The organism is Halomicrococcus pelagicus, assembly GCF_050954125.1.
Genome location: NZ_JBPBWC010000011.1, coordinates 37,992 through 60,865 on the forward strand (window position 1 = coordinate 37,992; position 22,874 = coordinate 60,865).

A 22,874-nucleotide genomic window follows, 5' to 3' on the forward strand; every position below is an offset into this window, starting at 1 on the left:
TCTATTGGGGAATCGCTCTCGCTATCGCAGCATGGAACCACTGACGATCGCTCACCGACTGGATACACGACGTTCAAGCTCACAGAGCTTGACGATGGCCAGTGGCGAGCGACCCAGATCGGCCACACCCTCGAAGACTATGGGAACACCGGCGCACTTGCTGCAATGGACTTTTTTATTTCGCTATTTAAGTGGGAAGACATCCTCAATGAAACGCCGCACTGTTCTTGGATCGGTTGGATCAGTTGCACTTGCTGGGTTAGCAGGATGTACTGAATCCAAATCCGAAGCCCCACCGGCAGGAAGCCTTCGATTTGTCAATGAGAGCTCAACGCCTCGTATCATCAGGATGCACGTTACGGATGTCGGATCAGAATCCGGGACAGGCCCAGGCACGGTCAGTGGAAATCCGAACGTCCGTCCCGCTCAGCGCAATCTGACTGCCGCAACAACAATTGAGCCAGGGGAGACCCAAACGTATGAAAGCGTCTTTACAACACCCAATTGGTACGCTATTCGATTCACAGTCTCTGGGCAAAAGTTGGACGATGCCCAAGCACTCACTTCCTTCCATCCTGCACCAAATAACGGCGAGAAAGGGACGTTTCTATCGGGACGAATCTCAAATTCCGGTGAATTCGCTTGGACAGTTACAGCTACTGGTGATTCTGGCCCATTCAAATCTTAGTAATCATTACCGTCTGCAAAACTCCTTACCGCTCGAATAGAGGCGTCACACGAACCAGTTGCGGAATTTATACTCAAACTCGCCGTAAACAAATGCCAGCCAATCCAAAAGTGAATACACAAAAGTTAGTGATATAGCAACAATATGCGTTTCGAGCCCTTGATAATTTCGAAGCGGCGATCGCGCATAGATAGAGTTGGAACCACCGGGGTATCCACTGTCGTTTTGTGTTTTCAGGAGTAGTGATTCTCAAGCTCATTAGCCGCTCACAGCTCAACGGCGCTCATCGACTCAATGATGTTCGACTCGGTGGGAGCAGCCAGATACGGCTCAATCGCATCATAGCTCGACCATCCACCGAGCGCCATCACAATCCGCGGCGAGACGTTCTCCTCAACCAAGAGGTGATTCGCCCAGCAGCGACGCAAGTCATGCGTAGACACGCGCCGATAGTCATTGTCGCCTGTTTCTTCGGCTGCTTGGTCGGCGGCCTGCTCAACCCGGTACTGGACGGTACGTTTCGACCGTCCAACCAGGGGGTCATCGTCCCGAAGATCGGCCTGCTGGACGTAGCGATTGATCGTCGCTTCGACTTCGACCGGCAGCCACGTTTCGCGCTGCTTGCCGCCCTTGTCGCTTCTCGAAAAAGTAGGTGTGAGCGTGCAATCACCGAGTGAGATCGGGGTTAGACGGGCAAGTACGACCCTTCGGCAAGGACAACCCCCTCGTCATTGGCGACGAGCACTGTGTCAGGATTGCTGTTGTTCAGAACCGGGCCGCCGAAGTCAGCATAGAGCGTTGACTCAGTGTCCTCGCCGGTCCCATTCCGGACTGTGACCGTCTCACCTGCCCCGAGGATGAAGTCACCGAACGTGTAATTCTGACTCCCTGCTTCGAAGCTAATAATGTACCCCGAGAAGTCAATCGGGGTGTCGCCAGTATTTCGAACTGTGGCGAACTCGTTATTGAGATCTCCATTCTGATCTGGTCTGATCTCAGTGATCTCGACAGCCGACTGCTGGGATTCGGCGGGTCGTTCGGAGGCCAAGTCCGCACCAGGATCTCCGGCGTCGGTCGTGAACGATGCGATAGTACTTACTGAGGCCTCAGGCTCCTCAACAGTTGAAACGACCCGGTAGTCAGTCTGCCACTGCTCAGGAGTGATCGTACAGCGGACGTAACCCCGCTTATCATTGAAGAACCGCTGCCAGGGTTCACCGAGTGATGGTCCGTATTGAGTTAACCCGGATCCATCTCCGAACGAGGAGATAGAAGTGCCGACGTACTCGGTGCCGACCGTCTCTGAGTTAGGATCGGAAAAGTCAGCCTTGATATTGTAAGCATAGTTCCGATGGACATCGCCGGTGATCACGACTGGATTTAGGTCGGAGTCGGCGGCCATGACATCAAGCAGTCTCTCTCGGTCGGCTCGGTACCCGTCCCATTTGTCGCCGCCGCCGAAATTCTGTACGTCTGGATTCGGATTCTCGTCGGTCGCAACGAAGGGAACCTGATTGGCGAGAACGTTCCACTGCGATGTTGATTTGTGCAGACCGTCGACCAACCAGTCTTCTTGCTCGTCGCCGAGAATAGTCCGCCCTGGGTCGGCAGCTTCCTCTGAAGAGGAGACTTGATCGTCGCGGTACTGCCGAGTGTCGAGGACGTTGAACTCGGCCAGATCACCGAATGTGAACCGTCGATAGAGCGGCAAGTTCGGGCCGTTAGGCATTCGCGACGGGCGGAGTGGCTGGTGTTCGAAATATGCCTGGTAGGCGTTCGCCCGGCGTTCGAGGAATTCCTCCGTGGGATCGTTATTTTCAGAGGTTGCGTCGGCATAGTTGTTTTCGACTTCGTGGTCGTCCCACGTTACGAGCCACGGGAATGCAGCGTGGGCGTCCTGTAGGTTCGAATCCGTCTTGTATTGGGCTTCGCGTATTCGATAGTCACTCAAACTCTCAATTTCGCGTGGGGGTTCGTGGCCGCGATCAAGCGAGCCCTGTGCATCACCTTCGTAGAGGTAGTCGCCCAACTGGATGGCCAGGTCGAGGTCTTCATCGGCGAGGTGGTCATAAGCGGTATAGTGACCATAGGGGTAGTTCTGACACGAGGTGAAGGCGAACTTAAGCTCGTCTACGTCAGCTCCCTCTCCAGGGGCTGTTTTTGTTCTTCCAACCGGGCTTCGATTAGGGCCAACTTTGAACTGATAGTAGTATTCTGTATCGGCATCCAACCCTTTTACGTCGATATGGACGGAGTGGGCGTATTCAGGATGCGCCTTTACGTTACCTTTTCCAACGGTCTTGGTCATGTCCTTGTCAGTCGCTATGTTCCACTGTACCGGTACCTGACGGTCCGGCATCCCACCGTCTTCGGAGAGTGGTTCGGGTGCGAGGCGAGTCCAGAGAACGACGGAATCGGGTAGGGGATCACCAGAAGCCACACCAAGGGTGAACGGATCACCTTTTATCGGGGCCTGTCCGTTGTTTTCCTTGTCAGCAGCGACTCCTACCCCGGACGCGCCGATGCCGGCGATCGTTGTGGTGGTGACTGCTTTTTGAAGGAATTCTCGTCGGCTCTTGTCGAATCGGTGGTCTAAGTCGTTATCCACACCTCATTGACCGAACACAGGCATTATAATTTTATATATGTTAGATATATATTAAAATTACCATGCAAGGGGTGAATATACGCCCGGATATCAGAAGGATGCTCGCAGAAATAAGGTATGATGCTACCTAAAACGAACTGCTATTTGATGTTCAACTCAGGATTTTGCTCAACTACTGATCGGATTGATCCCGATCGTGTCCCTGCTGTTCGTGACCTTGAACTCATAGTAGCGACCGCCGTCCGTCCGAGAGATATCCGAAGGCGTCACGTCTAGAACCTCAGTGACGCGCAGACACGAAATTCAGTCCATCGAAGACCACACACCCACAACTTGTCAGTTCGTGTTAATTTCAATATACCAAAAGGAGTTTAATAGACGAGTGACACTCTCTAGTCGAGTACCAATGCACGATCTCACCGGCTTTCAACGTGACCTACTGTACGTCGTCAACGGCTTAGACGAACCCCACGGCCTCGCCATCAAAGACGACCTCGAAGAGTACTACGAAAAAGAGGTCCACCACGGACGGCTGTACCCCAACCTGGATACACTCGTTGAGAAAGGACTGATCGAAAAGGGGCAAGTAGACCGCCGGACGAATTACTATACGCTCACCCAGCGTGGCCAGCGAGAGATCACTGCACGCAACGACTGGGAACAACAATATCTCGAAGCAGACGCCCCGACAGCCTGACGATCCGGCTACGTCGCCTTTCTGGCTTCGATTAGCGATTACGCGGTCTCCAGAACCAAGCCACAGCTACCGTTATCGTTCGTCGCTGGACTGCTTAGAATATTCATATACCGTATACAGATTCAGTATACAAATTCAGAATTCGTCTTCCTGGGAGAGCACGAACTCCTTTCTCGCTGCTTTCCCGTCCTCGATAACCTCCGGCGCAACCACGTCTAGACCAACACGTGCTAGATCTCCAAGCGTCTGACTCCGACTGACACGCCCCTCGTCTCGATCCAACTCATCGCGTGCCGCTTCCGCGACATCCGATAGTTCATCCACGTCCTCGAGGCCACGGACTAGCGCCGCAAGATTCTCGTCGCGGACTGTAATGTTCGACGACGAATCCCCATCGTCGATCGCTTCGTATGCGTCCACGATCGCATCCTGTAACGACCGGGCGTCAGTTGTCTCCTCAGTCGATGGTTCTGAGTTATGCCGCTTCTGTTCGCCACTCTGCTGTAACAATTCCTCTGCTGCTTGTTCGTCGTCATTCATTGTTAGCTAGTCGCTCCAGAAGTTCAGTCGTGTTTGCTCGGTACGCTTCACGCACGCGCTCGCCCGTATTGTAGAGTTCATCGTCCGGCACTGCAAACAGTGTCTGGCCTTCCTGCTGTTTCTTACTCACATCTTGGGACTTCGACACTGCGGTCGCGGCCGCTTGCTCTGGATACGTGTCTTCAAGATCGTCGACGAACGACTGCGAGAGATTCGTCGTCCGATCCACCATCGTCGGTGCAACCATCACCAACTCGGGATCGACCGGATGCTCTTCGCCGATCTCCTTGAGATCCCGTCGCAGGTTCTCCAGTTGCGTGCGCTCGAACGCCCCCGGCTTCAACGGAGCGATGATGTTCTCAGCGGCAAACAGGCCGTTCAGTGCAATGTTGTCCTCCTTGCCCGGCAGGTCGAGCAGCACGAAGTCGTAGCGGTCAGCAAGGTCGTTGGTGATGAATGCGTCGAGTTTGTCGAAGCGGTCCTCGACGGGGATGTTCGCGAGGTTGTTGTCGGCACCGCCGAGCCCAGGGTCGGCGGGAATCAGGTCGACGTCTTCGCCTGTGTCGAACACCATTCGATCGACGACGTCCGAGATGTTGTCGCGGATGAACTCCCAGTCGTCGCCGAACACGGCGGAGATGGGTGCGTCCAGGTCGTCGATCTCGTCTTGGACTCCGAAGTGCGTTGAGAGGTCGTTCTGTTTGCCGGCCAAGTCGATGAGGAGCACGTCGAGGTCGTGCTCGTGGCTGGCGGCGACGGCAACGTGTGCGGCAGTCGTCGTCTTTCCGACACCGCCTTTCTCGACGTAGGTCGCCGCCCGCAGTATCTGATTCGCTGGGACAGTTACCATATACATCTTCTGTATACATATACAAGATACATAAATCTATGTCAGACAACTGCTCCGAGCAATTTCAGAAGGATATTCTACGGAGTCTTCACCGATCTTTTTGCACACTGCCTGTTGTAGCGAGGGTATGCAATCCAATTTCTATTCGTTTTTAGATGAACTGCGCATCCTCGCACAAGTCGGATTAGAGTACGCGGACGACCCATATGATGAGGAACGCTACGAGCGGATATTGACACGTGTAAGTGAACTCTATGGGCAATCGGTAGAGTTACCACCGGCGGAAGTCCGCTCACGATTCGCGACAGAAGTCGGGCGAGTGACGCCGAAGATCAGTGCTGATGCAGCGGTATTCAACGAATCTGGCCAAATCCTGCTCCAAAAGCGAGCTGACGATGGAACCTGGTGTCTCCCAGGTGGATATGCCGAGCCCAACGAAGCCCCGCACGAGACCGCCGTCCGCGAAACGAAGGAGGAAACTGGACTCACCGTTACAGCAGGCGATTTGGTCGGAGTCTATACGCGGAAGCCGGGAGAGTTCGGTCCTCATTGTCTGGTAATTCATCTGTATCGCTGTACAATCAAACGCGGAACGGTCGAAGTCTCTCGCGAAGGGGAGGACGTACAGTACTGGTCACTCAATACTGTTCCCGACTGGCACAAAAACCACGAACAGCAGGCACGCGATGCCTACACCGAGTGGAAACAAAACTAACAGTGAGAGAAAAGAGATCTAGTTAGATCGAGCCAAGAGCAGAAAAAGTACTATTATTACCGGTTTCATTCACTGTCATAACATGACTTCAGTATATCCTCAACTCACGACATTTCTTAAAGAGGCAGGAACTGACGGGTATCTGATCGACGCCGATGGTGAGGATAGCAATCAGCTGTATCTCTCGGGGTTCCACGCGATGGGAGATTTCCTGACGCTATACACTGACGGAGAAATTCAGCTGCTCGTTCCCGATCTCGCCTACCCGCGAGCGAGTACTGATAGCAATGCCGCTACTGTCCAGCGGTTCTCAGAGTACGACTACGGAGATAAGGTCATCGAGCACGGACCACAGAAAGCCGGTCCGCTCGCAGCGGCAGCGTTCCTTGCCGATCATGGCATCGACGCCGTATCAGTACCGATGTCATTCCCGAACGGGACCGCAGATATCCTGCGGGACCACGGCATCGAGATAGCCACAGATTACGACAACATCATTGCTCAAGTTCGGGCAGTAAAAACCGACGAAGAGATCGACTGTATCAGAGAAACACAGCGAGCCAATGAGAATGCAATGGCGGTTGCAGAGACGATGCTCGAAAGCGCCACAGTCGATGATGGTATCCTGTATCTCGATGGAGAGGTGTTGACGAGCGAAAGAGTCCGCCGGGACATCGAGATGACGCTGCTTGAAGACGGCTATAGCTTGGATGAGTGCTTTGTGGCATCCGGCCCGGAGGGTGCCAAGTCCCATGCGGTCGGATCTGGTCCGATCGAAACTGGCGACCCGATCATCGTGGATATCTTCCCATGCAGCAAGGAAACACGGTACTTCGCGGATATGACCCGGACGTTTGTGAAAGGCAGCCCGGACTCCAAGATTCAGGACTGGTATGACCTCACGCGTGAGGCATTTGAGACGGCACTGGAGATGATCCAGCCCGGCGTGACTGGCGAGGAAGTTCATGAAGCAGTCTGTGACGTCTTCGAGCGCGAAGGATATCCAACGCTGCGGACCGACGAGTCTGCCGAAGATGGTTTCATAAGTACAACTGGGCATGGGGTCGGGCTCGATGTCCACGAACTACCCAAACTCAGTTGGGGTAGCGGGGAGCTACAGCCTGGTCACGTCGTCACAGTCGAACCTGGCCTCTACGAGCAGGGAGCCGGTGGTGTCCGCCTCGAAGATCTCATTCTGGTGACTGAGTTGGGCTGCGAGAATCTCACCGACTATCCTCAGGACCTCCGTCTCGTATAGGATTCATCGAGAGCTGAATCGTCAACGTTCTATTCTGGCTAGTTTGAGAGCAAAACGCGAGAGACCTACAACAAACTCCGCACAGATCGAGATGCGGGTCCCGGGGTAGTTCCACTTCCGTTTATTGAATTAATCGGCAGTACATCGCACACCACCACTTCCAATGAAATAGGGCACTAGAGCGCCTACAACACGGTAAAACAGTGTTCTAAATTCTCATAAATTGTATACTGCGATATCAAATATGAGCGACGTGAAGATGAGACTACACCCAGTATAGAGAGCCCAGAATGCACTATTTGAGGCAATCTCCCCTTTGCAAGCGTCTCAAACTGAACCACAAAAGCCGACTTCGATCAATTATCTAATCATTGGGCGAATTAACGACGATTCAAACCAGAGCTGCCGCTGCTCATCCAGCGTTCATCACCTTGAAACAGGGTTTCTAGCCAATTCCAGTCCGTTTCAGTAGCGTGAGCACTGTGTTTGCCGTCACAATCGGTGATTGCTCGTACTCCCCGGTCACTTCGATCTGCACCAGCAGATCAATAGCACGCCAAATCGAGTACAACAAGCAGGCAAACACGAAGTAGAAGAATCGCAGCACAAAATTCTTCGACGTCGTTGCGCCCATGAACCGTTTGACGCTCTTGTAGCCACTCTCAATCTCCCAACGATATGCATACTCTCGCAACAGACAGGGTTCGCCATTAGTCATGAACACGGAATACTGGCGATAATCAGTGCGCTCGGAGTTGTCCCGACGTCGGTACACCAGCGTTGTTTCGTGCCGGTCACCGTTGTTCAACAGAAGATTCCGGTCTGTCACGTACCGATCCTTGTCCCACCGGAGTAACCGCTTTGCTTGAGCTTGTTCACTCGTCTGCATCCGTTTCGGTACGACATATCGGAGTCCCCGCTGGTCAATCTCCTCCAAGATATGCTGGCTATCGAACTCCCGGTCCATCAGGACATTATCGACGAGGACCTGCTCTTGGGCGGAATCTAAGAGGTCTCGGACAATCTCTAACCGAGAATCACCCTTCCGAACTGGCCGAGCGTCCAAGACGATGGGTACTGCATTGCCGACGAGCTGGATTGTCGCCCACTGGTAGGCGTACTCACCGTCTTTCGTCCCGATAATCTCGGCTTCATGGTCAGTACGGTCGCCGGTGAACGGATCGTCCTCGGTCGTATCGATCGCGACGATGCCCGCCCGATGGAACGCATCTGTCTCGGCAAGCCGGTCAAGTGATCGGCCAATTGCCTCACGATACATTTCACGAATTTCGTCGATAGAGAGGTCACGAAGGTGCGTTCGGTGAGTATGTCCGAGCGGTGTCCGGTCTCGTCGTGATTCGAGTGTGAAACTCCGTGCGCCTTCATTGGCTGCTAAATTCTCGCGCAGCCCGAGATAGGTCTGTAAGTCCCAGAATGCATTTGCGTGAATTTCACAGTGTGCATTACGGTCGAGCGAAAACGCAGGATAGACGAGTCGTCCAACCTGATCAGTAAATTCGTCAGCACGAGCAAGAAGCGTTTGATCGTTAAGGTCGTCCTCGCCACTTCCGTTGTGATGACGGGAGGAATGTGGTAGTTGTCGTGGGATTTCGACACCTCTCCGATCTGCCTGTCTAAGGATGATTCGAGCGCCCTCAATGATTGTCTCCTGCAAATCGGTCGGAAGCCGTTGATGCCATGTTCGCCAGAGTGTCGACTGGTCCAGTATCGTCTCAAAACCGATCCGCTGCCGAATCGATGGGTTCTGCTCTAGATACTCGATAAGTGCCGTCTCATGCTCCCATCCGTACACCTCCTTTAGGAGAAATGCACGCACCAACGTGTCCATTTTGTACATAGTTGAGCCACGATAGCGATCGTGTGTATCGAAATCGACATACCTCAGCGGAACTTCAGCAATGAAATCATCGACCAAGTCGTGATCTTCATGGGCGAACCACACCGTTGCAACAGTCCGAATATCTTCTTCAAGTGCATCGAGTGAACTGCAGTTATACAGCTGAGTTGCATCATAAACAGGCCAGTTGTAGTATGATTTCGACGCAAGAGTTTGGAAAACAGCACGCCGAGAGACAGATGTTGATGGCACCAATTCCCAATCGAGTATGCCGATTACTTAGCCCTTTTATTGAAAATTCATTCTCATTGAGTCATTCCCAAATACTCACTTTTGAGCATTCAGTCCAAAGAACCCCAAAACATATGCTCATCGGCGTGTCATCTTCGAGAGATGAACACCCTGAATAACTCCTCTAAGACAGGGAAACCCCCTCGAATTGGCTATCGTGTCCTTTCTGCAATTTTGGGAGTGATCACACTGCTCACGTTCGGAACTGACCGATATTTGTATGAAACCGCTGGTCAGTCACTCGGAGAACTTCCTGCCATTATCATGGGTGGTGTCCTTTTTGTCGTCGGCGTAGGTTCCTTCTACGCATCCTTAGATGGCCACGACATCAAAACGACAATTCTCATCTCGATGGGACCAGTTGGGGGGCTCTTCGTGTATTTACTCGGCTATCACCTCTTCTTGCCTCCCAGTACCGACTCTCCGACATCGCTCATATTCCTCGCCTTCGCCGGAGCACTCCTTGTGATAGGGACTGGAGCACACTTTTTTGGTCTATTTCTCCGAAGAGTTCGTACTGTCTTGTAAGGAGCTTGGCGTCCTATCGAGCAGTGTCAGTCGTTTAGGCTACCGAATTCCCGGCTGACAACGTCGAATGTGAGAGAACAAGAGCAGGTCCCCCCTCAATTAGTGAGCATTCGTCCGATACAATACCCAATCAAGCCGAGTGGAATCCCGCCGATGAACCCAATGAACATGAGTGTGCCAACGGCCATAAGCGATGGACTAGCTTCCATTCCCATCTCAAGCGTGCTGAATCCCTGCGTAAATAACCGGAGACCTACACTAACACCGATACCACCAGCGATGGCCGCCGCAGGAACTCCTCGGGCGCGATAACCGAGTATTGCAGCTACCACAAGTCCAGTAGCGACGGGCACCGGTGAGAAAGCAACCGGCGAGATCGGAGACTCCGGGAGTACCGTCCAAAGGACAACAATTCCTAGTGCTATAGAACTCCAGATAAGCAAAGGCCCGTATTGATTCCGATCAACGCGAAGGTGTGAACGCATAGATCCGCCAGCAGACGGTGAGCTCCCGCCGAGAGCGTATCCGAGTGGTCCGACAACCAGCACCGCTACTCCGAGAGTATACCATGCAGAACTACGTACGGCGCGAATAGCTAGTTCCAGAGAGACGGGTTCGAAGAGAGCAGTCGATGCAGCGTTGAGGGCAAATACGGGGAGGGCAGCCGCGAGAATCCCAATAAGCACACCACCCTCATAGCGGCCAACAGCAATCGCAAGGCTGAATCCGATACCCGCTGCGAGGAGCGAGAGTTCGGGACCGAGCAATATAGTTGGCGAGACAAATCGTAGGACGACCGCCAACCCCGCGATGACGAGTCCTGCAATCAGCGCTCGCACGCTCGTCCGAGGATGATCGCCGAGAACGAGCGTTCGTGGGAGGGCCGAAGTACTCATAGCTACTAACACTGGACAAATGAACTTAATATTTCCTCATACTAGCCAGTTGAGTTTGCACCTTGGAACCGAAGTATTCTCCAGCAGGGATGTAGCTAACCGCTATGCATTGAGAACAGCTGTCTCAACTTCTGTGGCGGGCACGAACCCAGACCTTGGCAGTTTGGATTTTTACACTGAATCTGTTCCACGGCACCACGAGCGCTTGCGATCTCTTGATTCTACTCAGTTTGAACACTTTATTACAGATCTCTGGGAACAGCGTGATTGGGACACAGAGTATCGTAGGCTTATTCTCCAGGTTCCGCCGTGGGCCTGTAGACTCTGTACCCAGGGACAACAAGAAATGGACTGGAACAGGCGAAAAGTAGGTGCGAAACACGGAGTCCGGCTCCAGACAACTGGGACAGTTACGGTCGTCTAGTGCGTAACCCAGAGGAGTAACTATCCCTCCAACACTCTACAAGTAGTCTTGAATCTGCTAGTTATCCGTCTCCCCCGGAGCTTTTCCGAGATACTTGCTTTTGGCGCTGTTGTTCAAGATCACGTGATTCAATCCTGAGACGTGGATCCCATAATCGCTGGAGACTGTGTTCCCGGTCACCGTGTTGTTCGTTCCGCTAACTCTGATCCACCGAAGTCACAATACCCGAACGCATTGTTGGAGATGATGTTCTGTGACCCGCTCCGAACCCAGAGTCCCTCCGCCAAGAATCTACGTTATCGGGGAACGAGTTCCGGTTCACAGTAGAATTATTCGTGGCTGAAATTTCGATGTCGGACCATCCCTCCATGAACGAGTTGTCAATCACCGCAACGTGCTCGGAAGGATCTAGCCTCACTGCAGCTCCATCTACAGTGCGCCCATAGAGCTCGCTGTCATGAATCGTGATGTTCTGTGACTGAACCACAATCACTCCATCTCCGCTACCTCCGGTCTCTCCACTCGTAATGCTCTCCAACAGTGAGTTGTTCACACCACTGAAACGAATGTTGGCGTCGGTTTCCCGGACGGTAAGAGTCGTGATCGTCACGTTTGTAACGTCCTGAACAGACAGGTACTCCGGGATATGAGCACTGACTCGCCCCGATCTCGACGGCCGGAGCGGTAGAGATGACGTACGAACTCAACGGGTCCCCATCGTTCGACGGCTACCGTGGCTCTCCAGCAGTCGACTGCGAGGAAATCGTCGCCGTCGGCGACCTGCTAGACGGTAACGAAGGGGCCGCGAGATCAAGGTCAATCCGCTGCTGACGCAGTCGAACTGTACACAGTAGCGCTCAACGTGCCCGTCTCGCTCGCCAACTGAGGAACAAAAGAAATCGAAGTAATAGACGCGACCGTTATTCGTTCTTCTGACTCTTCTGAACGTCGATGTCCTCGAAGGCGACATCGCGTTCAGTGACGTCGACGATCATCGAGCCGACGTTCTCGATTTCGGCGTCGATGGTGTCGCCGCCGGAAATCGCGCTGACGCCTTCGGGCGTCCCGGTGGTGATGACGTCGCCGGCCTCGATGGTCGCACCGATCGAGGCGTACTCGACGATATCAGCGCAGCTGTAGATCATGCCGCCTGTGTTCTGCTGCTGCTTGGTCTCACCGTTGAGCTGCAGTTCCATCTCGAGATCGTGGGGATCGCCGACCTCATCCGGGGTGGCGACGCAGGGGCCGATGATCGTGAACGTGTCGTAGGACTTGCGGTTCGAGCGGTCTTGGTCGCCACGGACGGAGACATCGAGCAGGATTGTGTAGCCTAGGATTGCGTCCCAGACGTCGCCGGTCTCGATGTCCTTGACGTTCTCGCCCATGACGAACGCGAGCTCGATCTCATGGTCGACGCGGCGGTCGTTGAACGGCAGTTCGATGCCCTCTTCCGGACCGGCGACGCTCGAGGGGGCCTTGAGGAAATAGCCCTTGTCCTCGATGGTGAACCACTCCTCAGTGACAATGTCCTTGTCGGCCAGCGCCTCCTCGACGTGGTTCTCGTAGTTCAGGGGTGCGGCGATGACCTTGCCGGGGCGGCGGACGGGCGACTCGATAGTGACCTCGTCGCGGTCGTAGTCGGGATCCTCGTCCTCGTACTCGCTGGCATCGAGGTCCTTACGGGCGTACTCCTTGAGTGGATCGTTCGTCTGAAGGTCGAGTCGGTCGGTGACATCGACGATTCCGCCATCAGTTAGCAGACCGAGTCGATCGTCGTTGAATCTGACGAGTCGCATGGTAGAACAACCACGGTCCTGCCATATAAATCGTCCTCTCTCGGTTTCGATCCGTTCGAAAAATGGCGGTGTGTTCCGACCAGAATTCGACAGTTCACCAAGCCAGTCGTGCGTTGAAGAATAGGATCGGGAACGGACGCGAGAGATGGGCTTCGATCCTGGTCGTCAGTCACCAGCCGTGATCTGGTCGTCGAAGATATCCTCCGAGTCGAACACATTGCGACAGTCCTCACACACCATCTGTCCGTCGATCGCGTACTCCCAGAGCTTGCCACCGCAGTCAAGACAGTCGAAGTGCGCCTGAACGAACGGATCGTGCTCCGCGTACGGGTTCTCGAACTCTGCCATACAAATACAGTACGACCGCCGGTCAATAAAGTGTTCTCCCTGGCGCCGAAAAGCGGATTGGGGTCGCGAACCGCCGTTACTCGTTGACCGCCGACTCGGCGTAGAAGTTGAACGCCTCGAACACCGGTCGGTCGGTCATGCCCAGCAGGATCGCCTCCTCGCCGTCGGGATCGTGGTGGTGGGGCTCGTCTGGCGGGATCACGAAGATGTCCCACTGGCTCCACTCAAGGGTCTCGTCGCCGACATGAGTGGCTCCCTCGCCCTCAATGACGAAGTAGACCTCAGTGGAGTTGTGGAAGTGGGACTCCGTCTCCTCCTGGAGAAGCTGGGCCCGGAACGACATCGTCGGAAACAGTGGCGGCTGGCCCGTCGTTGGATTGGTATAGGCCATACTGTACCCGTCGTAGGGGTCAGGCGTGTTGTTGTCGGCCCGCTGGCGCAGTGTCTCGAGGGTCTCGTCCCAGCCGAAGCGGTACGGCGGCGTCGGCGCGCGGTTGCCCTCGAAAGGACCGGGAATGCCGTCGTCTTTTGATTCGTCGACGGGGCGTGCCTGTCCGTACTGGGAGTCCCAGTAGCCCTGCGTCTTGGTGACGGGCTGGCGCTCGAGTTCATGGTTCTCGAAGACGTTCGAGGAGTTCAGCGAATCGAGGATCAGCGGCAGGTCCAGTACGTCGAGCCACATCGCCGTCTCGTCGGAGTCGTTGACGTGGTCGTGCCACTCCCATTGTGGCGTCGTGATGAGGTCGTTATCCTCCATCGGAAACTCCTCGCCCGCGACGACCGTCTTCATGTCCTCGTTCCCGTCGATCGTGAATCGCAGGGCGTTGGCCCCGTGACGATGCGCCGGCGCCGTTTCGCCCGGCGAGACGGTCTGGACGCCAACGTAGATCGTGTTCGAGATGGCGTTGTCCATCCCGGTGTTGATCGGCACTGCGACCCGGCGCTGGAACCCCGGCGGAAGCTCCTCAATGGGCATGTCCTCTTCGACGTTGTCGATCGCCCGCTTGATGTCTTCCCACTTCCAGATGTCCGGCTGGAGGTCGTCGTAGACATGGCCCATCGTGTCCTCAACCTCCCACAGCGGCCGGAGATCGTTCTCCTCAAGAATTTCCCGGGTCTCTGAAGTTAGTTCAATGCTCTCTTCGGGGTCTTGCTGTGCCATGATAGCTCTTACCGGAAGGATCGTCATAAGCGTGTTGGAGGACCCCGTGGTAGAAAATCAAACGAGTTCGCCCTCGCCGTTCTGGTACGTCGTTTCCTCGCCGTTCTCTGCGTCGAACGGCCACCGACAGCAAGCGATTCAGTGAGGACGCTACAGGAACCAGTCAGTCCGCGTCGTCTCGTAACCGTCCGTGATCGAATCAAACGCCTTGTCAATCATGTCGACCGTCCACCCGCCCTCGGCGCTGCCGATCCGAACTTGACAGCGGTCCGAGAAAATCCCGATCTCGTCGCCCGCAGCTATCTCCGTGACGCCAGTGACGTCCGCAGCCTGACTCAGTAACGGGATGATCGGTATTCAGGATTGCGTCATGCGTAACACCCCCGAACAGCACCTTTCCGGTGGGTGATCGTTTCCGACCGGCCAGACAGATCAGACCAACGTCGTGTTCCGTCGCGTGGTTGAGGATCTCCTCGGTCGGTTCGCCGCTGTGTTCTTCGAGTCGGTATTTGATTCCGCGGTTGGGAGAGCTCGTTCGACGGTCTTCGCGGAACCCAACTGGCGGGATCATGGCTCCGCTCCGATTATCGGAAAATACGTGTACCACCATATTCTATCGAGTCGGCTTCGACCGGAATATCTGTGATCATAGTCAGCTGAGAGCGAGCGTGCGACTTTCCTCGTCGAGTGCAAGCAGTCTCTCGTACATACCCCTATGCTAGGAACCTCCTGTCATAAACTCTTAGTGTGTTCTCAATGGTAGAAAACAGTGGGTCGGCAGGCAGTCTCCTACTCAGTTCCGCTCACGCAGTGAGTCCGGATCTCGATTGGAACCCATTCGCAATCGCAACGACCGTCTTGAGATCTTCCCGCACATCGGGCTACATATGGCTAGCCAGAATCATTTCAACGCCAGGGACCGAACCAAAAGGGGATGGATTTACGTAATAACACTATAGAATGAGTGTATGGTGCTTGAACGAGACCTCGAAGAAGTAGCAGCGGAGCAGGACAACTTTCTGAACATCGACGAGGTGTACGACGAGGACGAGGAGATTGCTATTACGGACATGTTCGATGGTGAGTTCATCAGCGAGCGGACCGACTTCAAGAACTTCGATGAACTGGTGGCCGAGAGTCCCAGTGAGGCCAGCTCCAGCGAGGAACTCGAGACGGTCCCCCACGGCGAATGGGAGAAGTTCGTCGCCGAACGGACTGACTTCAAGAACGAGGAGGCGTTCGTGCTGGCCGCCCGTGACCACTGGGTCGCTAAGCGACTGGATCTAAACTGATTCGGCTCTGTTTCCCGTCTCCGAGCGTTTTTCACTGAGACTGTCATCTCGATGCCTGACACTCGAGATGCATCGGTCGTTAAGTTGCGCGTGAACGGTCCCAAGTCAGGGGTCCGTTGCGTCTCAATGGAGGGACTGTGCTCTGTTCGGCGGTTTGAGTGCAAAAAATGAGTGCGAGCCGGAGCGGACTCAGTAGTTTCCGGTCGAGACGATCGGCGGCGAACCGTGGGGACCGTATGGTGCATCGTCAAGCCACTCACCTGCGATCTCGAATTGATCGGCCATCGAGGCGGCTACCTCCTTCCGGAGGATAGTCACCGGATCATCGCCCTGGAGGTACTCGAGGGCCTGTCCGGCCGCACCGAGATTGTACTCGGCGGCTTTTTCGCGCCGGGCCGCGTACAGTTCGACCTCGTCGCGTGCGACCGCGTCCGTGCGGGCGTGGAGGGCCACCGCGACCGCCGAAGCCGCCTCGTCGGCGTCGGCGATGCCAGAGTTCATCCCGCGAGCGCCGAAGGGTGCCAGCAGGTGAGCCGCCTCGCCGGCCAGCAGCACGCGCCGGTGGTCGTCGACGAAGGTATCTGCCATCACTTGGAGGAAGTGATAGGTAGAGACCCACTTCAATTGGTCTTCGTACTCCTCACCCATAATGTCGCGAACGAACTCCCGCATTCGTTCGTCACTGCTGAGCTCCTCGGGATTGTCGCCCTCGATGCATTGGATATCAAGCCGCCAGCCACCGGTGAAGGGAACGAGCAACACGTTCCGCCCGTCGGCTTCGGGCGCGTCGTAGTGGAACACTCGTTCGAGGTCCGGATGCCCGTCGTCGATCCCCTCGTCCTCGATGTCGGCGATGATGAAGGCGTTTTCGGACTGATCGCCCTCGAAGTTCGCGCCGATCTCCTTGCGGACGGTCGAACCGCCGCCGTCCGCGCCGACTAGGTACTCAGCCTTCCACTCACGACCGTTGTCAGTCTCAACGCGGACACCGTCCGGCGAGGAGTCGACCGAGACGACTTCCGACTCCCAGTGGATGTCGATGCCGACGCCCTCCAGCGCCTCGAGCATGTACTGCTCGGTCACGACCTGCGGGATGCTGGTGAAGTGCGGAATGTCGCCGCTGCCGCCGGGCGAGTCGTACGTTCGGTTGAACACCTCCTTCCCCTTGTAGAGGGTCCGTCGGGTCGGCCAGACCAGTCCCTCATCGACGAGGTCAGTTCCCAGTCCGGGGTGGATCCGCTCGAGGGTTCGAAGCGTCGAGCCGTGGACGTAGATGGCACGGCTTCCGGATCGGTCCCGGTCCTTCGGGTCCGCCTCGAGGATTGTGGTCTCGATTCCTCGCGCGTGCAACGCTAGTGCTGCCGTCATACCGACTGGTCCGGCACCGGCGACCAGCACCGGCACGTCGTTCGTATCATCGCTCATGATGTTCATTGACGAAGTATGGTATCATAGTGTTTGTGGTGTTCACTAGATCCCCTATTTGATGTTACAAATATCGACCGCCGGAGGGATGGGATTACATAGAATGCGAACGTCGCTGTATATTAGTCGGGATCCGAGGGGAAACGCCGCGCAACAGCTATCGAATAGGTGGTCGCACGGAACAGGAAACCGAACCTGGAGAAACGCGGGATGTGATTGTACATTTCTCATTATCGAACGCAGCCGTTGACGGGAGCGAGTTGCAGGTCCGTGAGAGCAGTGTGAAGGAGCGGCCGTTCAGCTGCGGGGGCTGACGGTTGTCGAGCGACCGTCACTAGCGGCAGCCGCATCTTGATGTTGATTTGTTGGCATTGGTCACACTGAACTCGATCTTCTCGTAGATGGCGATCGCTCGAGGATAGTCTGGCTATGGATCAGTGGGACCGGTCTGTCCTGCGAGAGCATAATAAGTCGATCCCGATAAAATGTTATAGCTATTATGCCGGATGTCTTGAACTCGGGAACCGATTGTCGACTCGCGCTCGTTACGTTGGGGGACGATACTGTCTTTGCCCGATTGCTAGCATTACAATACTCGGCAAATCAGAACAGGGTATTACATTTGAACGAGAATAACCCTATTTGTTAGTTTTTGTAATTTATTTCTGGCTTTGGTGGGTGATAGCTAAGTGGGAGGTGGTGAAAGTACAGCAAACGTCCAATGATTACACCTGTAGAGTTGTAATGCACTCGGATCGAGAGCAGATGCGAACAAACAGTTCTACCGATTTGTATCAGAACGACGCGGACGAGACGACCGTCTCTAAGAACACTCCAACGGGTTGCATCGGGAGCAACCGTGACGAGTCGCTCTCGGAGTCGGCGTCGACGGACAGTTTAGTTCCGTCCAGAGCCGATAAGAACAAGTTCGAATGACGACCGACGGCCCTAGATGAGGCCTACGGCGGAGGCTCCGTGGGTAAGCGCGGCCGCGATGGGGACGAGCAGCGCGGTTCGGAGTATCAGGAGGACAGTGAGATCGCGGAAGCGCATGGGAACGTCGTCGAACATGTCGACCATCATCGGGGCGGATGCAGCGAAAAAGATCGCCTGCGCGCTCGTGACTATCACAACGAATACTTTCGTGATGACGTCCGCCCCGACGGCGACCGTCGCACCCACGAAGTATTCGCCGGCGCCGGCGAGGACCGCTATCGCAGCTGTCTCGGGGTTCGGGATACCCAGGATGGTCATCAGCGGGACGAACGGGGCCGCGAGGTATTCGAAGAAGCCAGTATACGCCTCGAGTATGAGGACGGACGTCGCGATCGTCATTATAGTACCGAGGATCGTGCCGGTGAGTTTTGTCCCGTCAACGAACCCGTTGATCGCCGCTTTGGGGACCGATTCACCTTCCTGTGCAGTTCTGACGCCTTCGTTGAAGGCAAAGCGGAAATAGTCGGTGACGGTGCCGGTGAACTGCGGTTCCGGATCCGGTTCCGCAATGTATTGCTCAGGAACTGTCGAGAGCGGCGGTATGCGGACAAGGATCGCGGCGACGATGAGAGTCGCGATCAGGTACAGTGCGACGAGAATCGGGAAGACGTGTAACACCTCGAGAATGGCAGCGACCGCCCCGACGCTCCCGAGGTTCGCGGTCGCGAAGCAGGTACAGATCACGAACACCTCGCGCTTGTTGTAGCCGCCGCGGTCGAAAACGTTTCGAGTGAGATAGTATCCAATGCTGAACGATCCGAGCCACGACGCCGCGCCGTCGAGGGCCGATCGGCCGGGGAGGTTAAAGAGCGGACGCATGATCGGCTGGGCCAACGTGCCGATGAACTCGAGACCACCGAGTTCAGCCAGCATATTGACGAAGATTCCGCCGACCGGGATCACGAGCACGATAGTTACCATGAGCACGTCCCAGGAGACGCCTGCGATAGCGTCGGAGAGCAACCAGTCAGGACCGACGCTGAAGAACATCAAGAGCCCGAGACCGACCCCGATCACACGAAACGCCCAGAACGGTTTCGACGTCTGCCAGTACTGGGGCTGGACGACGCTCCGCGTGCGTTCGTTCAGCGTGATCACGCCTTGATAGTGTAACATGGTGATCGTCGTCAGGATCCCACCGGCAAACAGCACGAGCAGCGCGAACACTTCGACGGCGAGCAAAGACGTCGACTTGATGTACCCTATTAGAACGTCGAGCGGAATTGTTGTCTGTCCCTGATATTGAACCGGGAAGAGGAAGAAGAAGGCGCCAGTCGTGAACGCTAGGAGGAATTTGAGCGTTGGTCGCAATTGCTTCTCGCCCATGTTCACGTCGTCGATCGACTTCTGCTCGGGGCTTACCGATTCCCCTAATATGTGATCGTCATCTTCCCAGCTCTGACCACCGAACATGGTTCGACAAATCTTAGCATAGACCTTAAAAATACCGATTATATGTATGGATAAGTATGAAAAACAATAATGATACATATGATACCGTTAGAGATTAGAATGAAATAATTAACCAGGCGGGGATAACAGGCGAGATACCGTCAGAGATGTGGTCCCGGCAAAACAACTTCGAACGTACTGACCCAGAGTTCTCGAGGACAGGCGATGTCCGAGGAGATGCTCTCCGTCGGCCAGTAGCCGTACCGTCGAATCCATCGCGGCCAGGGCGAAATGAGGTTGGCAGCGGTGGAATCCGGCCTCCCGACCGTCGTCACTCAGTCGTACTCAGCAACACTGGGCGATTCGATTTCAGGATCACGTCCTGTGTGACGCTCCCGAACAGTGCCTTGCCGGTGGGGGATCGCTTTCGACCAGCCAGGCTGAGTACGTCGGCGTCAATCTCCGCGGCCTTGTCCAGAATATTCTGGACGGCGTCGCCGCTCGACTGGTCGACCTCGATGGTAAAGTCCGCTGCCTCAAGTCGCTCCGTCGCCTCTTGGACGGATTTGAGGTTCTTGGCGCTCACGCCCTTGTCGTCGGCTCGGAAGACATGGTAGACGACGACGCGAACCTGGTCGGCCTCAAGCGGTAGCGTAGTCAGCGACGCGACCTGTTCTCTCGCCCGTTTGACGTCCGTGTCGATGCAGAGTAATACCGTTTTCATGGTGGGATTGAGTGCGCGGTGATCGCTCCCGGCATGGTCGACGAGTCGATTACCGATCGAGTCATCGTCGTTGGACCAGTCGGGGTATCGTGTACCACTAATTCGGACCATTATATCCTTTTTGTCACAGTCCCTCGGTGAGCGACTCCGCCGACGAGAGGTGGTCGCCACCCCCACTTTCGGTCAGCCACCGTGAATGGAACGCCGAACGCGGCGCCGCGGATGTCGAAGCTCGCCGCTCTGCGTAGTTTTTTGTAGGCGAGTGTGCCATGGTCGCGTATGTCATCCAGTACCGAGCCCCTTGAGGACCTCGTCGCAGACCTCCTCGTCCGCGACGCGGACATTCATGAAGCGGCGCTTGAAGCGATCGCGACGACAAAGGATCGGCGCGCGATCCCGCATCTGATCGAGGTACTGATGATCCACGAGATCACCAGTAACTGGGAGCAGTTCGGCTTTCCGGAAGTCCTCCGGGACCACAGCCCACCTCGGTATCTCGAGCTTCCGGAGGCGCGCTGGCCAGGCATTCGGGATACGATCCAGGCCATCGCCGAGCCCGACTACGACTCGGAGTACGCCTGGGTCGAGTGGGAGACTTGGTACTCTCAGCAGGAGATCGAGCCGCTCGCGGGGTTCGACGGGTGGAAACTACAGCTCTATCGGTCGTATCTCCCGCCGGTGGGGCGGTTACTCGACACTGAACCGCGGACGTTCGACCTGCAGGATATTCGCTGGGGAAATTGCGACCCGTCGTTCCTCACGGCGTGCAACGAACCGGACTTCATTCCCGGCGACACCGTTTCGGTCGACGGTGAAGGCGACGACACGAACGCGGACAAGCGGTATCTCGAGTCGGACGACACCGTCTTCGGATTCACCGTTAACGACACTGCGTACGCCGTTCCGCGATGGGTGTTGTTCCCCCACGAGCTGGCGAATCTCACCGTCGAGGGAACGCCGCTCTCGCTGACCTACTGTACGCTCTGTAACGCACCGATTCTGTACGATCGGCGCGCCGGCGACGGCACCCTGACCTTCTCCAGTACGGGGATGCTCCTCGAGGGGAACAAGGTCATGTTCGACGAAGAGACGGAGAGCCTGTGGAGCCAGCACCGCGGTGTGCCGATCGCCGGTGACTACCTCGAGCGCGAGGGCGACCTGCGACTCGACATCCGCGCCGTCACGCAGACGACGTGGGCGGAGTGGCGTGACGCCTATCCCGAGAGCCTCGCGCTCGATATCGATACCGGTTACGACTACGACTATCACTTCTACGAGGACGACATCGGCTTCTTCCGCCACTACTGGAATAACGCGGACGCCGTTCAGCCGGGCGTCGAGACCGACGAGGGGCAACTCCCGGAGAAGACCGACGTCTATGGCGTGACGACCAACGACGGATCGACAGTCCACGTCTATCCGGTCAGCGAAATCGGTGACGACGCCGTCGAGACCGGCGAGATCGATGATCGATCCGTCGTCGTACTCCGGGACGAGACGAACGACGTCGCAGTCTACGAGGCGCCGCCAACACCGGTCGACCGCAACGGCGATACACTTGTCGACAACGACGGGACGCGCTGGCGGCTCACGCGCGAGGCACTCATCAGCGAAGACGACGACCAACGACTCTCTCGTCTCTCCGGTCGTCACGGGCTCTTCTTTGCGTTTCGGGCACAGTACGAGACGGTCCACGTGGGGCCAAACTAGCCGTCACGACGGGGGAATTAGACACTCGTTTCGAGTGCGTCACGCAATTCATCGGGGATCGGGACGCTGCTGTTGCCGTCGACGGGGACGCAGACGCGGAACTCGGTCCCGCTGAAGACGACTTCACCGTCGTGGATCGCCCGATAATCGAATTGGACGCTCGATTCCCCGACATCCGGTGTCAGTTTGATCGCGATCTCGTCGCCGCCGCCGACCTGTCCCTCGAAGTCAAAGTCCATCGAGACGAGCGGCAGTCCGACGCCATGTTCCTCCGTTAGCTCCCAGAACGGCCATCCAATTTCCTCCATGAACATGTCCGAGGTTTCGTGAATCGCGTCGACTATTCGCGGATAGTGCGCGATACCGAACGGGTCCGTATCCGAGAATCTGACGGTCCAAATCCGTGTGAAACTCATGGCGTTCCGGGACGAGTGTGCCGAATAATATAAAGGTAGTTCCGACTTCGCACTTGCCGGTCTTTCGTTCACTGTTCGATGACAGCGACCGGTCGAGATCGTCTTGAGTATCTCGAGTGGGTTCTTTCACGCTCTCAGTAGTCCCAAAGGAATCGAAGTGCAAGATATCGTCCTACGAGAAAACATTCATGAGGAGGAGCGCTCAAATAGGTGATGACGAATGGACATCGATAGATGGGTCGAGACACATCGGACGGAGA

The 22,874-nt window shown here is 55.8% G+C and carries 20 protein-coding genes and 1 pseudogene; 6 read left to right on the forward strand and 15 right to left on the reverse strand.

What is annotated here, in order from left to right; genetic code table 11:
* Nucleotides 1-954 precede the first annotated feature (954 nt).
* Nucleotides 955-1,317 (reverse strand): annotated as a pseudogene (locus tag ACRYA2_RS17655) (tyrosine-type recombinase/integrase); the annotation flags it as partial.
* 56 nt (nucleotides 1,318-1,373) lie between these two features.
* Nucleotides 1,374-3,296 carry an alkaline phosphatase D family protein gene (locus ACRYA2_RS17660; protein WP_433631044.1) on the reverse strand — a complete coding sequence of 641 codons (1,923 nt, stop codon included), beginning with the start codon at nucleotides 3,294-3,296 and terminating at the stop codon, nucleotides 1,374-1,376.
* A 406-nt stretch (nucleotides 3,297-3,702) separates the two neighbouring features.
* Between ACRYA2_RS17660 and ACRYA2_RS17665 the strand changes: the two genes are divergently transcribed.
* A complete protein-coding gene (locus ACRYA2_RS17665) occupies nucleotides 3,703-3,993 on the forward strand; it encodes a PadR family transcriptional regulator (protein WP_433631046.1) in 291 nt (96 codons plus the stop codon).
* A gap of 135 nt (nucleotides 3,994-4,128) precedes the next feature.
* On the opposite strand, the gene ACRYA2_RS17670 is transcribed toward ACRYA2_RS17665, so the two are convergent.
* Together ACRYA2_RS17670 and ACRYA2_RS17675 are read right to left on the reverse strand one after the other, a co-directional pair.
* Nucleotides 4,129-4,533 (reverse strand): DUF8115 family protein, encoded by a 405-nt coding sequence (locus ACRYA2_RS17670; RefSeq protein WP_433631049.1) that lies wholly within the window; start codon nucleotides 4,531-4,533, stop codon nucleotides 4,129-4,131.
* Nucleotides 4,526-5,383 (reverse strand): ParA family protein, encoded by an 858-nt coding sequence (locus tag ACRYA2_RS17675; protein ID WP_433631051.1) that lies wholly within the window; start codon nucleotides 5,381-5,383, stop codon nucleotides 4,526-4,528. Before ACRYA2_RS17675 ends, ACRYA2_RS17670 begins: the two co-directional genes overlap by 8 nt.
* Before the next feature lie 127 nt (nucleotides 5,384-5,510).
* Here ACRYA2_RS17675 and ACRYA2_RS17680 point away from each other — a divergent pair, with 127 nt between their 5' ends.
* Both ACRYA2_RS17680 and ACRYA2_RS17685 read left to right on the forward strand, forming a co-directional pair.
* Nucleotides 5,511-6,098 carry an NUDIX hydrolase N-terminal domain-containing protein gene (locus ACRYA2_RS17680; RefSeq protein WP_433631054.1) on the forward strand — a complete coding sequence of 196 codons (588 nt, stop codon included), beginning with the start codon at nucleotides 5,511-5,513 and terminating at the stop codon, nucleotides 6,096-6,098.
* An 82-nt stretch (nucleotides 6,099-6,180) separates the two neighbouring features.
* Nucleotides 6,181-7,356 carry a M24 family metallopeptidase gene (locus ACRYA2_RS17685; protein WP_433631056.1) on the forward strand — a complete coding sequence of 392 codons (1,176 nt, stop codon included), beginning with the start codon at nucleotides 6,181-6,183 and terminating at the stop codon, nucleotides 7,354-7,356.
* Nucleotides 7,357-7,801: 445 nt separating this feature from the next.
* On the opposite strand, the gene ACRYA2_RS17690 is transcribed toward ACRYA2_RS17685, so the two are convergent.
* Nucleotides 7,802-9,466, reverse strand: coding sequence for a transposase (locus ACRYA2_RS17690; protein ID WP_433631058.1), 1,665 nt, complete (start codon nucleotides 9,464-9,466; stop codon nucleotides 7,802-7,804).
* A 141-nt stretch (nucleotides 9,467-9,607) separates the two neighbouring features.
* On the opposite strand from ACRYA2_RS17690, the gene ACRYA2_RS17695 reads away from it, so the two are divergent.
* Complete coding sequence (locus tag ACRYA2_RS17695; RefSeq protein WP_433631061.1) at nucleotides 9,608-10,033, forward strand: hypothetical protein; 426 nt, start codon at nucleotides 9,608-9,610, stop codon at nucleotides 10,031-10,033.
* A gap of 95 nt (nucleotides 10,034-10,128) precedes the next feature.
* Here the strand turns inward: ACRYA2_RS17695 and ACRYA2_RS17700 are convergent, their stop codons facing one another.
* The 6 genes from ACRYA2_RS17700 to ACRYA2_RS17725 all read right to left on the reverse strand — a co-directional run bounded on the left by ACRYA2_RS17700 (nucleotide 10,129) and on the right by ACRYA2_RS17725 (nucleotide 15,269).
* Nucleotides 10,129-10,929, reverse strand: a complete 801-nt coding sequence (locus ACRYA2_RS17700; RefSeq protein ID WP_433631064.1) for a hypothetical protein — start codon at nucleotides 10,927-10,929, stop codon at nucleotides 10,129-10,131.
* 620 nt (nucleotides 10,930-11,549) lie between these two features.
* Nucleotides 11,550-11,999: a right-handed parallel beta-helix repeat-containing protein gene (locus ACRYA2_RS17705; protein WP_433631289.1), complete on the reverse strand. Its 450-nt coding sequence runs from the start codon at nucleotides 11,997-11,999 to the stop codon at nucleotides 11,550-11,552.
* Between the two features lie 274 nt (nucleotides 12,000-12,273).
* Nucleotides 12,274-13,149, reverse strand: coding sequence for a fumarylacetoacetate hydrolase family protein (locus ACRYA2_RS17710; protein WP_433631066.1), 876 nt, complete (start codon nucleotides 13,147-13,149; stop codon nucleotides 12,274-12,276).
* Nucleotides 13,150-13,314: 165 nt separating this feature from the next.
* On the reverse strand, nucleotides 13,315-13,497 hold the full coding sequence (locus ACRYA2_RS17715; RefSeq protein WP_433631069.1) for a hypothetical protein: 183 nt from the start codon (nucleotides 13,495-13,497) through the stop codon (nucleotides 13,315-13,317).
* 76 nt (nucleotides 13,498-13,573) lie between these two features.
* Nucleotides 13,574-14,659 carry a cupin domain-containing protein gene (locus ACRYA2_RS17720; protein WP_433631072.1) on the reverse strand — a complete coding sequence of 362 codons (1,086 nt, stop codon included), beginning with the start codon at nucleotides 14,657-14,659 and terminating at the stop codon, nucleotides 13,574-13,576.
* Nucleotides 14,660-14,870: 211 nt separating this feature from the next.
* Entirely contained in the window at nucleotides 14,871-15,269 is a 399-nt protein-coding gene (locus ACRYA2_RS17725; protein ID WP_433631075.1) for a universal stress protein, read from the reverse strand.
* A gap of 358 nt (nucleotides 15,270-15,627) precedes the next feature.
* On the opposite strand from ACRYA2_RS17725, the gene ACRYA2_RS17730 reads away from it, so the two are divergent.
* Nucleotides 15,628-15,951, forward strand: coding sequence for a hypothetical protein (locus ACRYA2_RS17730; protein ID WP_433631078.1), 324 nt, complete (start codon nucleotides 15,628-15,630; stop codon nucleotides 15,949-15,951).
* A gap of 189 nt (nucleotides 15,952-16,140) precedes the next feature.
* Here the strand turns inward: ACRYA2_RS17730 and ACRYA2_RS17735 are convergent, their stop codons facing one another.
* From ACRYA2_RS17735 to ACRYA2_RS17745, 3 genes are all read right to left on the reverse strand, one after another.
* Nucleotides 16,141-17,376, reverse strand: a complete 1,236-nt coding sequence (locus tag ACRYA2_RS17735; protein ID WP_433631081.1) for an FAD-dependent monooxygenase — start codon at nucleotides 17,374-17,376, stop codon at nucleotides 16,141-16,143.
* Nucleotides 17,377-18,324: 948 nt separating this feature from the next.
* Nucleotides 18,325-19,785, reverse strand: a complete 1,461-nt coding sequence (locus ACRYA2_RS17740; RefSeq protein WP_433631084.1) for a YjiH family protein — start codon at nucleotides 19,783-19,785, stop codon at nucleotides 18,325-18,327.
* Between the two features lie 310 nt (nucleotides 19,786-20,095).
* Nucleotides 20,096-20,488, reverse strand: a complete 393-nt coding sequence (locus ACRYA2_RS17745; protein WP_433631086.1) for a universal stress protein — start codon at nucleotides 20,486-20,488, stop codon at nucleotides 20,096-20,098.
* 279 nt (nucleotides 20,489-20,767) lie between these two features.
* Here ACRYA2_RS17745 and ACRYA2_RS17750 point away from each other — a divergent pair, with 279 nt between their 5' ends.
* The gene (locus tag ACRYA2_RS17750; RefSeq protein WP_433631089.1) at nucleotides 20,768-22,198 is read left to right on the forward strand and encodes a DUF3179 domain-containing (seleno)protein; all 1,431 of its coding nucleotides are present in this window, start codon (nucleotides 20,768-20,770) and stop codon (nucleotides 22,196-22,198) included.
* 17 nt (nucleotides 22,199-22,215) lie between these two features.
* Here the strand turns inward: ACRYA2_RS17750 and ACRYA2_RS17755 are convergent, their stop codons facing one another.
* Nucleotides 22,216-22,614: an acyl-CoA thioesterase gene (locus tag ACRYA2_RS17755; protein WP_433631092.1), complete on the reverse strand. Its 399-nt coding sequence runs from the start codon at nucleotides 22,612-22,614 to the stop codon at nucleotides 22,216-22,218.
* Between the last annotated feature and the right edge of the window lie 260 nt (nucleotides 22,615-22,874).